Here is a 14,366-nt window from a genome sequence, read left to right as displayed (position 1 = left end):
CGACGATATGCCCGGTAGCGCTACGCATACCGGGCCTTCAGACTAGCGATTTTTCGCTTTTTCCATCATGGCGCGAATATTGGCGATGCTGGCCTGCCCCTTGTGCATCCGCTCTTCGGCGGTAATGACCTTACGTTCCTGCTCCCAGAGTACGTCATCCTGCGGTAACTCCAACAGGAAACGGCTCGGCTCCGGACGCACCAGCTCTCCATACTGACGCCGCTCCTTACACAGCGTAAATGTCAGCTCTTTTTGCGCCCGCGTGATGCCTACATAGGCCAGACGACGCTCTTCATCGACGTTATCCTCATCAATGCTGCTCTGGTGCGGCAGTAAGCCCTCTTCCATGCCCACCAGATAGACATACGGGAACTCAAGCCCCTTCGAGGCGTGCAGGGTCATTAATTGTACCTGATCCGCCTCCTCTTCGCTTTCGCCGCGCTCCATCATATCGCGCAGGGTAAAGCGAGTGACGACCTGAGTCAGGGTCATCGGCTCGTCGATATCGGAACCTTCCAGCATCTCGGTCATCCAGGTGAAGAGCTGGTTAACGTTCTTCATCCGCATCTCGGCCGCTTTCGGGCTGGCGGAAGTTTCATACAGCCAGGATTCATAGTCGATGCCGCGGATCAGATCCCGCACCGCATTAATCGGTTCCCGCTCGCTGAGCTGCTGGATTTCACGCAACCAGTAGGTAAAGCGGGTCAGCGATTCATAGCCGCGCCCGGTTAAGGTCTGGCTCAGGCCCATATCAAAGCTGGCGTTCAGCAGGCTCTTATTGCGGGTCATCGCCCACTCGCCCAGTTTTTGCAGCGTCGCCGGGCCAATCTCGCGCTTCGGCGTATTGACGATCCGCAGGAAAGCACTGTCATCGTCCGGGTTGGTCAGCACGCGCAGATAGGCAAGCAGATCCTTGATTTCCGGGCGCGAGAAGAACGAGGTCCCGCCGGAGATTTTGTACGGGATGCGGTTCTGCATCAGCATCTTTTCAAAGACGCGCGACTGGTGATTTCCGCGATAGAGAATGGCGTAGTCTTTATAGTTGGTTTTGTTCACGAAGTGATGGGCAATCAGTTCGCCCGCCACGCGCTCGGCTTCGTGATCTTCATTGTTGGCGCTGAGCACCTTCAGCTCCGTGCCGTATCCCAGTTCGGAAAAGAGCCGTTTTTCAAACACATGTGGGTTATTGGCGATCAGGATGTTGGCCGCCTTCAGAATACGCCCGGATGAGCGGTAGTTCTGCTCCAGCTTGATCACCTGCAGCGCCGGGAAGTCCTTACTGAGCAGGATCAGGTTCTGTGGACGAGCGCCGCGCCAGGAGTAGATCGACTGGTCATCGTCGCCCACCACGGTGAAACGCGCCCGCTGACCCACCAGCAGCTTCACCAGCTCGTACTGGCTGGTGTTGGTGTCCTGATATTCATCCACCAGCAGGTAGCGGATCTTGTTCTGCCAGCGCTCACGCACCTCTTCATTGCTTTGCAGCAGCAGCGTGGGCAGCAGGATCAGGTCGTCAAAGTCGAGCACGTTGCAGGCTTTGAGATGATCGTTATACAGGCTGTAGCAGTGGGCAAAGATCCGATCCCGCTCCCCTTTGGCGCTTGCGGCGGCCTGGGCAGGGCTCATCAGATCGTTTTTCCAGTTTGAGATCGTGGAGATCAACTGCTGCAGCACCACTTTGTCATCTTCGATCAGCCCTTCGGTAAGCTCTTTCAGCAACGCCACCTGATCGGTATCGTCAAAAAGGGAGAAGTTCGACTTCATGCCCAACGCCGCGTATTCGCGCTTAATGATATCCAGACCCAGGGTATGGAAGGTGGAGATCATCAGGCCGCGGGCCTCTTTGCGCCCTAACGTCTGCCCGACACGCTCTTTCATCTCGCGCGCCGCTTTGTTGGTAAAGGTCACCGCGGCAATGTGGCGTGCCTGATAGCCGCAGCCGCGGATCAGGTGGGCGATTTTGTTGGTGATGACGCGGGTTTTACCGGAACCCGCCCCTGCCAGCACCAGGCATGGTCCAGTAACGAATTCGACCGCTTGTTGTTGTCCAGGGTTTAAACGCATGGGAATATTGCTCAATCTTCGAACGGGGTGGGGATTGTAGCAGAAAGCCGGGCGCAGATTTACCGGCTAATGATAAAGTGAACAAAACGCGATTAACCCCGAGAGCAGAACCATGAAAAAGAGCGCAGCGGCCCTGCACATTCTGGTAAAAGAAGAGAAGCTGGCGCAGGAGATCCTTGCCAAACTGGAACGCGGCATCAGCTTCGATCATCTGGCGAAGCGCTACTCTAAATGTCCCTCCGGGCGCAACGGCGGCGATTTAGGGGAATTTAAGCAGGGTGTGATGGTGGGCCCTTTCGATGAGGCAGTTTTTAGCTGCCCGCTGCTGAAACCCTACGGCCCGGTCAAAACGAAGTATGGCTACCATATCATTAAGGTGCTGTATCGCCGCTAACGCGTGGTATATTGCGCCCCGATTTAACTCAACCCTTCAAGGCACGATCATGGCAAAAACAGCAGCAGCACTGCATATTCTTGTTAAAGAAGAGAAACTGGCTCTGGATCTTCTGGAGCAGATTAAAAACGGCGCCGACTTCGGCAAGCTGGCGAAGAAGCACTCTATTTGCCCGTCAGGCAAACGCGGCGGCGATCTGGGTGAATTCCGCCAGGGTCAGATGGTCCCGGCGTTCGATAAAGTGGTCTTCTCCTGCCCGGTGCTGGAGCCAACCGGCCCGCTGCACACCCAGTTCGGTTACCACATCATTAAGGTGCTGTACCGGAATTAAAAAAACCGGTGTCTTACTGCACCGGTTTTTTATCTCAAAGCATTCCCCTAAGGATTTCAGTTTGCAGGAAGGCGGCAAGTGAGTACAGCCCCAGGAGCATAGATAACTATGTGACTGGGGTGTACGAACGTAGCCAACGCACCTGCAAGCTGAAAGACGACGGGGAATTAGCCTGCTACTGCGATACGTTTCATATCGGTCATATAGCCACGCAGCTTCTGACCCACTTTCTCGATCTCGTGGCTGCGAATCGCTTCGTTCACGTCACGCAGCTGGGCATTATCTACCGCACCTTCGGCAATCGCTTTGCCCAGATCGCCTGGCTGCAGGGTGGTCATGAACTCTTTCAGCAGCGGTACGCAGGCATAAGAGAACAGATAGTTACCGTATTCTGCGGTATCGGAGATAACCACGTTCATCTCATACAGACGCTTACGGGCGATGGTGTTCGCGATCAGCGGCAGCTCGTGCAGGGATTCATAGTACGCAGACTCTTCGATGATGCCGGAATCCACCATGGTTTCGAACGCCAGCTCAACGCCCGCTTTCACCATCGCAATCATCAGAACGCCTTTATCGAAGTACTCCTGCTCGCTGATTTTGCCTTCATACTGTGGCGCAGTTTCGAACGCGGTTTTACCGGTCTCTTCGCGCCAGGTCAGCAAGTTTTTGTCGTCGTTGGCCCAGTCGGCCATCATGCCGGAAGAGAACTCGCCAGAGATGATGTCGTCCATATGTTTCTGGAACAGCGGCGCCATGATGGTTTTCAGCTGCTCGGACAGGGCGAAGGCACGCAGTTTCGCCGGGTTAGAAAGGCGATCCATCATCAGGGTGATGCCGCCCTGCTTCAGCGCTTCGGTGATGGTTTCCCAGCCGAACTGAATCAGTTTTTCCGCATATGCCGGGTCAGTACCCTCTTCCACCAGCTTATCGAAGCAGAGCAGAGAACCGGCCTGCAGCATGCCGCACAGGATAGTCTGCTCACCCATCAGGTCAGATTTCACTTCCGCAACGAAGGAGGATTCCAGAACGCCCGCACGGTGGCCGCCGGTGGCTGCTGCCCATGCTTTCGCGATCGCCATCCCTTCGCCTTTCGGATCGTTTTCCGGGTGAACCGCGATCAGGGTCGGCACACCGAAACCACGCTTGTACTCTTCACGCACTTCGGTACCCGGGCACTTCGGCGCCACCATCACGACGGTGATGTCTTTACGGATCTGCTCGCCCACTTCAACGATGTTAAAGCCGTGGGAATAACCCAGCGCCGCGCCATCTTTCATCATAGGCTGTACGGAACGCACAACGTCAGAGTGCTGTTTGTCTGGCGTCAGGTTAACCACCAGATCCGCCTGTGGGATCAGCTCTTCGTAGGTACCCACTTTAAAGCCGTTTTCGGTCGCTTTGCGCCAGGAAGCACGCTTCTCAGCAATCGCTTCTTTACGCAGGGCGTAGGAGATATCCAGGCCGGAGTCGCGCATGTTCAGGCCCTGGTTCAGGCCCTGAGCGCCACAGCCGACGATGACCACTTTCTTACCCTGAAGGTAGCTTGCGCCATCGGCAAATTCATCGCGCGCCATAAAGCGGCATTTGCCCAGCTGCGCCAGCTGCTGGCGCAGGTTCAGTGTGTTGAAGTAGTTAGCCATGGTGATACCTCGTGATGTTGTGTGTCTTATTGTTCGGTTCGCTGTTCAGCGAGAATGTACCCACATTACAACAGGAAATTTATTGCGGAAATTGATATATTCACAACGTCATGTTGCAATATTTGCAATGTAAAAAGGGGGAGTGGCATCGATGGATTTACGCGATCTAAAAATGTTTCTACATCTGGCGGAAAGCCGCCATTTTGGCCGCAGCGCACGGGCGATGCATGTCAGCCCCTCCACGCTTTCCCGCCAAATCCAGCGTCTGGAGGAGGATCTCGGCCAGCCGCTGTTTGTGCGTGATAACCGCACGGTGACGCTCACCGAAGCGGGGGAAGAGTTACGCGTCTTTGCCCAACAGACGTTATTGCAGTATCAGCAGCTGCGCCACACCATCGACCAGCAGGGGCCCTCTCTGTCCGGCGAGCTCCACATCTTCTGCTCGGTGACCGCCGCGTACAGCCATCTTCCCCCCATTCTTGACCGCTTCCGCGCGGAGCATCCCTCGGTCGAGATTAAACTCACCACCGGCGATGCCGCCGATGCGATGGAAAAAGTGGTGACGGGTGAAGCGGATCTGGCCATAGCCGGGAAGCCGGAAACCCTGCCGGGGGCAGTGGCCTTCTCGATGCTGGAAAATCTGGCGGTAGTGCTGATCGCTCCGGCGCTGCCCTGCCCGGTGCGCAACCAGGTATCGGTGGAGAAGCCCGACTGGTCAACGGTACCCTTTATCATGGCCGATCAGGGACCGGTGCGCCGTCGCATTGAGCTGTGGTTCCGTCGTCAGAAAATCAGCAACCCTTCCATCTATGCGACAGTGGGCGGCCATGAGGCGATGGTTTCAATGGTGGCGCTCGGCTGCGGCGTGGCGCTGCTGCCGGAAGTGGTGCTGGAGAACAGCCCGGAGCCGGTACGCAATCGCGTGATGATCCTAGAGCGCAGCGACGAGAAAACGCCGTTTGAGCTTGGCGTCTGCGCACAAAAAAAGCGGCTGCATGAGCCGCTTATTGATGCGTTCTGGAAAATATTGCCCAACCACTAACCCGCCAGGAAGAAACGGAACGCCGGGTTGTGGGTTTCGTCGTGACACTCGTAGCCCAGTTCATTCAGCCGCGTTTCGAAATCCGGCTCGTGCTCGCCCAGTTCAAACGCCGCCAGCACGCGACCGTAGTCGGTGCCGTGGCTTCGGTAGTGGAACAGGGAGATGTTCCAGTGCGTGCCCAGGGTATGCAGGAACTTGAGTAGCGCACCCGGCGATTCCGGGAACTCGAAGCTGAACAGACGCTCCCGTAACGGTTTAGACGGACGCCCGCCCACCATGTAGCGCACGTGCAGCTTCGCCATCTCGTCGTCGGAGAGATCCACCACGCTGTAGCCACCTTCATGTAGCAGGCTGAGGATCTCTTTGCGCTCGTCCAGACCGCGGCTCAGACGCACGCCGACAAAAATGCAGGCATCTTTGGCATCGGCAAAACGGTAGTTAAACTCTGTTACCGAACGACCCCCCAGCAGCTGGCAGAACTTGAGGAAGCTGCCCTTCTCTTCCGGAATGGTCACCGCCAGCAGTGCTTCACGCTGCTCCCCCAGCTCGCAACGCTCGGACACGTAGCGCAGGCCGTGGAAGTTCACGTTAGCCCCCGAAAGCACATGGGCCAGGCGTTCGCCGCGAATATTGTGCTGGGCGATATATTTTTTCATCCCCGCCAGCGCCAGCGCGCCGGACGGTTCTGCCACCGCGCGCACATCCTCGAACAGATCTTTCATTGCCGCGCAGATGGCATCACTGTCGACGGTGATGATGTCGTCGAGATACTCCTGGCAGAGACGGAAGGTTTCATCCCCGATGCGTTTCACCGCCACGCCCTCGGCAAACAACCCAACGCGCGGCAGGTCTACCGGGTGTCCGGCATCCAGTGCCGCCTTCAGGCAGGCAGAGTCTTCCGCTTCCACAGCAATGACTTTGATCTGCGGCATCAGCTGCTTGATCAGCACCGCCACGCCTGCCGCCAGGCCACCGCCGCCGACCGGCACAAATACGCGGTCGAGATGGGCATCCTGCTGCAGCAGCTCCAGCGCCAGCGTCCCCTGACCAGCAATCACCATCGGGTGATCGAACGGCGGCACCCAGGTAAATCCCTGCTGCTGTGCCAGCTCGATCGCTTTGGCTTTCGCTTCGTCAAAATTGGCACCGTGAAGCAGCACTTCGCCGCCAAAACCCCGTACCGCATCCACTTTGATATCTGCCGTGGCAACCGGCATTACAATCAGCGCTTTTAACCCCAGACGCGCAGACGAGAACGCCACGCCCTGGGCATGGTTGCCCGCCGAGGCGGTGATCACACCACGCGCTTTTTGCTCGTCGGTCAGGCCGGCCATCATCGCGTAAGCGCCGCGCAGCTTAAAGCTGTGTACCGGCTGACGGTCTTCACGTTTTACCAGAATGACGTTATCGAGGCGCGCCGAGAGCTTGTCCATTTTTTGCAGCGGCGTGACCTGCACCGCTTCATAGACCGGCGCACGTAGCACCGCCCTGAGATACTCCGCCCCCTCAGGGGCGGCGGATAAGGGTTGGGATTCGGCCATCATTAGCCCCCAAGTTTAGATTTATCGCGCACTGCGCCTTTATCTGCACTGGTCGCAAGGGTCGCGTATGCGCGCAGGGCGAAAGAGACTTCACGCTGGCGATCTTTCGGCGTCCAGGCTTTATCCCCACGCGCTTCCTGTGCTTCGCGGCGGGCTGCAATTTCCTGGTCGCTCAGTTTCAGCTGAATACCGCGATTCGGAATGTCGATTTCAATCAGGTCGCCATCTTCGATGATCGCGATGTTGCCGCCGCTGGCCGCTTCCGGCGAAACGTGGCCGATAGAGAGACCGGAGGTGCCGCCGGAGAAACGACCGTCGGTGATCAGCGCACAGGCTTTCCCGAGGCCCATCGATTTCAGGAAGGTGGTCGGGTAGAGCATCTCCTGCATTCCCGGCCCGCCTTTCGGCCCTTCGTAGCGGATCACCACGACATCGCCTTCAACCACTTTGCCGCCGAGGATCGCTTCTACCGCCTCGTCCTGGCTCTCGTAGACTTTTGCCGGGCCGGTAAATTTCAGGATGCTGTCGTCCACGCCCGCGGTTTTAACGATACAGCCGTTTTCCGCGAAGTTGCCGTACAGCACCGCCAGACCACCATCTTTGCTGTAGGCATGTTCCAGCGAGCGGATACAACCTTCAGCGCGATCGTCATCCAGGCTGTCCCAGCGACAATCCTGCGAGAATGCCTGGGTGGTACGGATACCGGCCGGACCGGCGCGGAACATTTTTTTCACTGACTCATCTTTGGTCAGCATCACGTCATACTGATCCAGCGCCTGCGGCAGCGTCAGGCCCAGCACGTTTTTCACGTCGCGGTTCATCAACCCGGCGCGGTCCAGCTCACCGAGGATCCCCAGCACGCCACCGGCACGGTGAACATCTTCCATGTGGTATTTTTGCGTGCTTGGCGCAACCTTACACAGCTGCGGCACTTTGCGGGAGAGCTTGTCGATATCACTCATGGTGAAATCGATCTCCGCTTCCTGCGCGGCGGCCAGCAGGTGCAGAACGGTGTTAGTGGAACCGCCCATAGCGATATCCAGCGTCATGGCGTTTTCAAATGCCGCTTTGCTGGCGATATTGCGCGGCAGCGCGCTGGCATCGTCCTGCTCGTAGTAGCGTTTGGTCAGTTCAACGATGCGTTTACCGGCATTGATAAACAGCTCCTTACGATCGGCGTGAGTCGCCAGCAGCGAGCCGTTACCCGGCTGAGACAGGCCCAGCGCTTCGGTCAGACAGTTCATCGAGTTGGCGGTGAACATCCCGGAGCAAGAGCCGCAGGTCGGGCACGCTGAACGTTCAACCTGTTCGCTCTGCTCGTCGGAGACTTTCGGGTCCGCGCCCTGAATCATTGCGTCAACCAGGTCGAGCTTGATGATCTTATCGGAAAGCTTGGTTTTACCCGCTTCCATTGGGCCGCCGGAGACGAAGATCACCGGAATGTTCAGGCGCAGGGAGGCCATCAGCATCCCTGGGGTGATTTTGTCGCAGTTGGAGATACAGACCATGGCATCGGCACAGTGGGCGTTCACCATGTACTCCACCGAGTCGGCAATCAGCTCGCGCGACGGCAGTGAATAAAGCATGCCCCCGTGCCCCATTGCGATCCCGTCATCCACGGCGATGGTGTTGAACTCTTTCGCCACGCCGCCGGAGGCTTCAATCTGCTCGGCAACCAGCTTCCCGAGGTCGCGCAGGTGCACGTGGCCAGGCACAAACTGGGTAAAAGAGTTGACCACGGCGATAATCGGTTTCCCGAAATCGGCGTCGGTCATTCCGGTGGCGCGCCACAGCGCGCGGGCGCCCGCCATGTTGCGGCCGTGAGTGGTGGTGGCGGAACGGTACTTAGGCATGCGTTATTTACTCCCGTCTATCTGGTAAATGGGACGGTGCGTGCCGTCCCATATTTATGCTTATGGATTAACCTGATCCAACCAACCCCATTTATCTTCGGTTTCGCCGGTGAAGAGGCCGAAGAAGGCTTCCTGGATACGTTTAGTGACCGGGCCACGGCGGCCTTCGCCGACCTGGATGCCGTCAACGCTGCGTACCGGGGTGATCTCTGCTGCGGTACCGGACATGAACACTTCATCGGCCAGGTACAGCGATTCACGGGACAGCACCTGCTCGCGCACTTCAATACCCAGATCCTGCGCCAGTTTGATAATGGCGTCGCGGGTGATGCCCGGCAGAGCGGAAGAGGTGAATGGCGGAGTGAACAGAACGCCATCTTTCACTTCAAACAGGTTCTCACCCGCACCTTCAGAGATATAGCCGTTCACATCCAGGGCGATACCTTCCTGATAACCGTGGCGACGTGCTTCGCTGCCAACCAGCAGGGAGGAGAGATAGTTACCGCCCGCTTTGGCTGCGGTCGGAATGGTATTTGGCGCCACACGGTTCCAGGAGGAGACCATCGCATCGATCCCCTGCTCCAGCGCTTCTGCGCCCAGGTATGCTCCCCACGGGAACGCGGCGATGATCACATCGGTGGTGTAACCGGCTGGCGGGTTGACGCCCATACCTACATCACCCACGAAAACCAGCGGACGAATATAGGCGCTGGTCAGGTTGTTTTTACGCAGCACCGCGCGGCAAGCTTCCATCAGCTCGTCGACGCTCTGAGAAACAGGGAAGCGATAAATTTTGGCTGAATCACGCAGACGCTGCATGTGTTCACGATGACGGAACACCACCGGGCCTTTGTGTGAGTCGTAGCAACGGATACCTTCAAATACAGACGTACCGTAGTGAAGCGCGTGGGACATCACGTGGACTTTAGCGTCCTCCCAGCGAATCATCTCACCATTGGACCAAATGAAATCAGCTTTTTTCGTCGTCATTTTTCTTCCTTTTGCGCTCAGGCGCGGATTTGTTGTGTTTGTGATGAAGCGGCACGCTGCTGGATATCAACCCGGGCGACGTCGACAAGTTTGCTCAACTGGCTAAACAGTAATTCGACGGGGCGCTGACTGGCAACGGTCAATTCAATATTTATGTTCTGCGCGTCGGTGGCGGTTTCCATGTTCATCGAACAGATCTGGAACCCACGATGGCGCACCACGCGCAATACACGTTCTAACGTTTCCGGGTTGAAGCGAGCCTGAACGGCGACCTGATGTTGCATCATGATAATTTCTCCAGCATTTGTGAGTTACTGGCGCCGGGCGGCACCAACGGCCAGACATTCTCAAGCTCGTCGATTGAGACATGAAGCAGGTAGGGCCCCTTGCTTGACAACATTTCATCAAGTGCCGCTTCAACCTGGTCTTTACGGGTGATGTGCTGACCAGGGATGCCAAAGGCGCTGGCCAGAACGAGGAAATCGGGGTTATCGGTCAGGGTGGTTTCGCTGTAACGCTCCTGGAAAAAGAGCTGCTGCCACTGGCGAACCATGCCTAAACGTTGGTTATCCAGCAATACGATCTTCACCGGCAACTGCTTACGCTTGATGGTGCCCAGCTCCTGGACGTTCATCATGAAGGAGCCGTCACCGGAGATACAGATGACCGTATCGTCCGGGCGCGCCACCTGGGCACCCACCGCGGCAGGCAAGCCAAAGCCCATCGTGCCTAAGCCGCTTGAGGTGATGAAGTTTTCCGGACGCGTGTAGGTCATGTGCTGGGCTGACCACATCTGGTGCTGGCCCACGTCGGTAGTGACTACGCTGTCGGCTGGCTTACGATCCGACAGCTGTTTCAGCAGCAGCGGCGCATAGATAGCGTCACCCGGATGGTCATAGCGCCAGGCATGTTCGCGGCGCATCGCTGCCGCATGCTGACGCCAGGCGTCAATCGCTAAGGGCTGTTGTAACGCAGGCAGCAGCGCGTTGAGATCGCCCTGCAAAGCCACGTGCGCCTGACGGAGCTTATTCATCTCTGCCGGATCGATATCCATATGAATGACTTTTGCATTCGGCGCGAAGGTATTCAGCTTGCCGGTGACACGATCGTCAAAGCGCGCGCCCACAGCGATCAACAGGTCGCACTCCTGCACCGCGAGGTTGGCCGCTTTCGTGCCGTGCATCCCCAACATACCCAGATAGTACGGGTATTCGGCATCCACCGCGCCCAACCCTTTCAATGTGCAGGTCGCGGGCATTTGGGTAACCGCGATAAATTCACGCAGGGCTGGAACGGCCTGCGCCATCCCAACACCGCCGCCTACGTAGAGGATCGGCTTTTGCGCGTGGGCCAGCATCTGACTCGCTTCATCTACTTCGGTATGCGGGAAATCATCAGCATTCTCAACGGTAGAGAAGTGAGGCTCCAGTTCGCCCAGCGCAACCTGAATATCTTTAGGAATATCAACCAGAACAGGACCAGGACGGCCTGAGTTTGCCACCTCAAATGCCTCCGCCATGACGCGAGGCAGCTCTTCGAGTGACTGGACGAGGAAGCTGTGTTTCGTACACGCCAGTGACAAACCGAGGACGTCCACTTCCTGGAAAGCATCGGTGCCGATGAAGGGAGAGGCAACCTGACCGGTGATGGCCACAACGGGAACGGAATCAAGCAGTGCGTCAGCCAGACCGGTGATCAGGTTGGTCGCGCCAGGGCCAGAAGTCGCCATACAGACGCCGGTTTTCCCTGTAGCACGCGCATAACCGATGGCCGCCATTGCTGCGCCCTGCTCGTGTCGGCACAACAGATGTTCCACGCCGCCGTCATACAGAGCATCGTAAATCGGCATAATTGCACCACCCGGGTAACCGAATACTGTCTCGACTCCCTGCGCCCGCAACGCATGTACTACCCATTGTGCGCCATTCATAGTTAGTTCCCCGTCGTAAATCGGGAGAAACAGAATATTATGCTATTACTCATCATCTGCTCCTCGCTTATGTTTTAAGGTCATAAAAAAACCCCCGGACCTTTCGGTGCGGGGGTCTTAGTTCGTTAAGGCTTGATTATTAAGCCTTTCCTCGTCCAAGTGCAGCCCCGCACGGTGGGATAATAATCACCACCACGCTAATCACGACCAGGCTAATCACTCGTAGAAGGGCTGTCATTTGCTGTTCTTTTTGCATCTTGTTCGAAGGAATACCTAAAGAGTTATCACAGATATCGAATTAAACACAACATTTTTTTATAATTCATTTGATTATTCTGCTAATAGTTCAGATAAAAATCATTGTTTTTTATGACAAAAATAGAAAATGAATTATTTTCATTTTTTCCTGGGCAATCGCTTTGAGAAGACAAGCTTATTACCCTTTTGCGAGCAGGATTCCATGATGATGAAAATATTGCAATTCAGGGAAAATAATCAGGAACAGGGCGCGTAAAAACGCGAACTGACAGTAAAAATCGCGTCGGACAGATGACATAGTGGCACGACAAGGAGGCGATTTATGTCATTGTCGGTTGTCTATACCCGCGCTGCATTAGGCGTTGAAGCACCGCTTATTTGCGTCGAAGTTCATCTCAGTAATGGCCTGCCTGGCCTGACGCTGGTCGGCCTGCCCGAAACCACCGTCAAGGAGGCCAGAGACCGGGTACGCAGCGCGATCATCAATAGTGGTTATACCTTCCCGGCCAAAAAGATCACTATCAATCTGGCCCCAGCCGATCTCCCCAAGGAAGGCGGACGATACGATTTACCTATCGCCATCGCGCTTCTCGTCGCCTCTGAGCAGCTCTCCTCCACCCGGATAAGCGCATATGAGTTTGTGGGTGAGCTGGCGCTTACAGGCGCATTAAGAGGGGTTCCTGGCGCGATATCTGGCGCTCTGGCGGCTATACGCGCCGGTAGAGAGATTATCGTCGCCAGAGATAATGCTGCTGAAGTCAGCCTTGTTGAAGAAAAAGGCTGCCTGGTTGCTGAACATCTGCAGGAGGTATGCGCTTTTCTTGAGGGACGTCATGAGCTGGCCGCGCCCGTTGGGGAGCCGTTTGTTGCCGAACATAACGAGTGTGACATCAGCGATATCATCGGTCAGGAACAGGGTAAGAGGGCGCTGGAGATCACCGCAGCCGGTGCGCATAACCTGTTGCTCATTGGCCCACCCGGCACCGGCAAAACCATGCTCGCGAGCCGGCTCAACACTCTGCTGCCGCCACTCAGCAATCATGAGGCGCTGGAAAGCGCGGCTATCGTAAGTCTGGTCAGCGCCACATCAATGTATAAACAATGGCGTCAGCGCCCTTTCCGGGCCCCGCATCATAGTGCCTCGCTGGTAGCCATGGTGGGTGGAGGCGCAATCCCTGCGCCGGGAGAGATCTCACTGGCACATAATGGCATCCTGTTCCTGGACGAATTGCCTGAGTTTGAGCGTCGCGTGCTGGACGCCTTACGCGAGCCCATCGAATCCGGGCAAATTAATATCTCCCGCACGCGCGCCAAGATCAGTTATCCGGCACGCTTCCAACTTATCGCCGCCATGAACCCCAGCCCAACGGGGCACTATCAAGGCAATCATAATCGCTGCTCGCCCGAGCAGACGCTGCGCTATCTGGGTCGCTTGTCCGGGCCATTCCTTGATCGCTTCGATCTATCGCTTGAGATCCCACTCCCGCCGCCAGGCTTGCTAAGCCAGGCGCATAAAACGGGGGAATCAAGCTTCACCGTGCGAAACCGAGTGATTGCCGCGCAGGAGAGGCAGCTTGCGAGGCAGAAGAAACGTAACGCGCATCTCGATAACGCAGAGATCCGCACCTTTTGTCGGCTAGCGGCAGACGACGCGCTGTGGCTGGAGGAGACACTTATCCATTTTGGTCTGTCAGTACGTGCGTGGCAGCGGTTGTTAAAAGTTGCCCGTACTATTGCCGATCTGGAGGAGTGTGAAAATATTGAACGCAGGCATCTACAGGAAGCGCTGAGCTATCGCGCTATTGACCGCCTGCTGTTACACCTGCAAAAGATGCTGGCATAAAAAAAGGGGCCGTAGCCCCTTTTTATTAATCGTCTGAATCGGTGTAGTCTTCCGCACCTTCCATCTGTGGTTTACCACCAGACAGAGTATGGAAACGCTTTGGACGCTTGATACGCGCCATATATTTGATCCATACGCGCTCCGCTTCCGTTACTGGCTCACGCTCGCCACGGCAGACGGCAACAAATGATTTTTCGTCTTCAGTGGAGGGTTCACGTTTTCCCAAATCCAGTTCATTGAAGGCATAACCATGGCGCTCAAGCAGTTGTGCCTCTTTGATGGTGAAATCACCATGGCGAGAAAATCCGCGTGGATAATTTTTGTTGTCGAAAAAACGATTAGTCGTCGTAAAGCTTTCCGCCATCCTACACGCTCCTATATCTTTGGCCGAGCTATTTATGGCGCGGAGTATTAGTTACGCTTGACAGAGCGTCAAACAAAACATTTAAATCATAACGACAAATAATTTTGCGGAGA

The 14,366-nt window shown here is 56.2% G+C and carries 13 protein-coding genes; 4 read left to right on the top strand and 9 right to left on the bottom strand.

Features of this window, described 5'->3' with window-relative positions:
- Positions 1 to 42: 42 nt before the first annotated feature.
- A complete protein-coding gene (gene rep, locus DVA43_RS18765; RefSeq protein ID WP_114316403.1) occupies positions 43 to 2,064 on the bottom strand; it encodes a DNA helicase Rep in 2,022 nt (673 codons plus the stop codon).
- A gap of 112 nt (positions 2,065 to 2,176) precedes the next feature.
- Between rep and ppiC (DVA43_RS18760) the strand changes: the two genes are divergently transcribed.
- The gene (gene ppiC / locus DVA43_RS18760) at positions 2,177 to 2,458 is read left to right on the top strand and encodes a peptidylprolyl isomerase PpiC (RefSeq protein ID WP_103825311.1); all 282 of its coding nucleotides are present in this window, start codon (positions 2,177 to 2,179) and stop codon (positions 2,456 to 2,458) included.
- 49 nt (positions 2,459 to 2,507) lie between these two features.
- Positions 2,508 to 2,789: a peptidylprolyl isomerase PpiC gene (gene ppiC, locus DVA43_RS18755; RefSeq protein ID WP_001140251.1), complete on the top strand. Its 282-nt coding sequence runs from the start codon at positions 2,508 to 2,510 to the stop codon at positions 2,787 to 2,789.
- A gap of 167 nt (positions 2,790 to 2,956) precedes the next feature.
- Here ppiC (DVA43_RS18755) and ilvC read toward each other — a convergent pair whose 3' ends face one another.
- Positions 2,957 to 4,432 carry a ketol-acid reductoisomerase gene (gene ilvC / locus DVA43_RS18750; RefSeq protein ID WP_114316402.1) on the bottom strand — a complete coding sequence of 492 codons (1,476 nt, stop codon included), beginning with the start codon at positions 4,430 to 4,432 and terminating at the stop codon, positions 2,957 to 2,959.
- A 151-nt stretch (positions 4,433 to 4,583) separates the two neighbouring features.
- On the opposite strand from ilvC, the gene ilvY reads away from it, so the two are divergent.
- Positions 4,584 to 5,474 carry an HTH-type transcriptional activator IlvY gene (ilvY, locus tag DVA43_RS18745; RefSeq protein WP_006179210.1) on the top strand — a complete coding sequence of 297 codons (891 nt, stop codon included), beginning with the start codon at positions 4,584 to 4,586 and terminating at the stop codon, positions 5,472 to 5,474.
- On the opposite strand, the gene ilvA is transcribed toward ilvY, so the two are convergent.
- From ilvA to ilvL, 6 genes are all read right to left on the bottom strand, one after another.
- Complete coding sequence (gene ilvA, locus DVA43_RS18740; RefSeq protein WP_114317165.1) at positions 5,471 to 7,015, bottom strand: threonine ammonia-lyase, biosynthetic; 1,545 nt, start codon at positions 7,013 to 7,015, stop codon at positions 5,471 to 5,473. The genes ilvY and ilvA overlap by 4 nt on opposite strands.
- 2 nt (positions 7,016 to 7,017) lie before the next feature.
- On the bottom strand, positions 7,018 to 8,868 hold the full coding sequence (ilvD, locus tag DVA43_RS18735; protein WP_103177471.1) for a dihydroxy-acid dehydratase: 1,851 nt from the start codon (positions 8,866 to 8,868) through the stop codon (positions 7,018 to 7,020).
- A 60-nt stretch (positions 8,869 to 8,928) separates the two neighbouring features.
- On the bottom strand, positions 8,929 to 9,858 hold the full coding sequence (gene ilvE / locus DVA43_RS18730; RefSeq protein ID WP_103825309.1) for a branched-chain-amino-acid transaminase: 930 nt from the start codon (positions 9,856 to 9,858) through the stop codon (positions 8,929 to 8,931).
- A gap of 17 nt (positions 9,859 to 9,875) precedes the next feature.
- Entirely contained in the window at positions 9,876 to 10,145 is a 270-nt protein-coding gene (ilvM, locus tag DVA43_RS18725) for an acetolactate synthase 2 small subunit (RefSeq protein ID WP_103177473.1), read from the bottom strand.
- The gene (ilvG, locus tag DVA43_RS18720) at positions 10,142 to 11,788 is read right to left on the bottom strand and encodes an acetolactate synthase 2 catalytic subunit (RefSeq protein WP_114316401.1); all 1,647 of its coding nucleotides are present in this window, start codon (positions 11,786 to 11,788) and stop codon (positions 10,142 to 10,144) included. The genes ilvM and ilvG overlap by 4 nt, the downstream gene beginning before the upstream one ends.
- Positions 11,789 to 11,927: 139 nt before the next feature.
- Positions 11,928 to 12,026: an ilv operon leader peptide gene (ilvL, locus tag DVA43_RS18715; RefSeq protein ID WP_001311244.1), complete on the bottom strand. Its 99-nt coding sequence runs from the start codon at positions 12,024 to 12,026 to the stop codon at positions 11,928 to 11,930.
- Positions 12,027 to 12,368: 342 nt separating this feature from the next.
- Here ilvL and DVA43_RS18710 point away from each other — a divergent pair, with 342 nt between their 5' ends.
- On the top strand, positions 12,369 to 13,889 hold the full coding sequence (locus DVA43_RS18710; RefSeq protein ID WP_114316400.1) for a YifB family Mg chelatase-like AAA ATPase: 1,521 nt from the start codon (positions 12,369 to 12,371) through the stop codon (positions 13,887 to 13,889).
- 25 nt (positions 13,890 to 13,914) lie between these two features.
- On the opposite strand, the gene DVA43_RS18705 is transcribed toward DVA43_RS18710, so the two are convergent.
- Entirely contained in the window at positions 13,915 to 14,253 is a 339-nt protein-coding gene (locus DVA43_RS18705; protein ID WP_039031246.1) for a DUF413 domain-containing protein, read from the bottom strand.
- Positions 14,254 to 14,366 lie beyond the last annotated feature (113 nt).

The sequence above is a fragment of the Leclercia sp. W6 genome (assembly GCF_003336345.1).
In the GTDB taxonomy this organism is placed as follows: domain Bacteria; phylum Pseudomonadota; class Gammaproteobacteria; order Enterobacterales; family Enterobacteriaceae; genus Enterobacter.
This window is presented reverse-complemented; position numbering and strand designations above follow the sequence as displayed.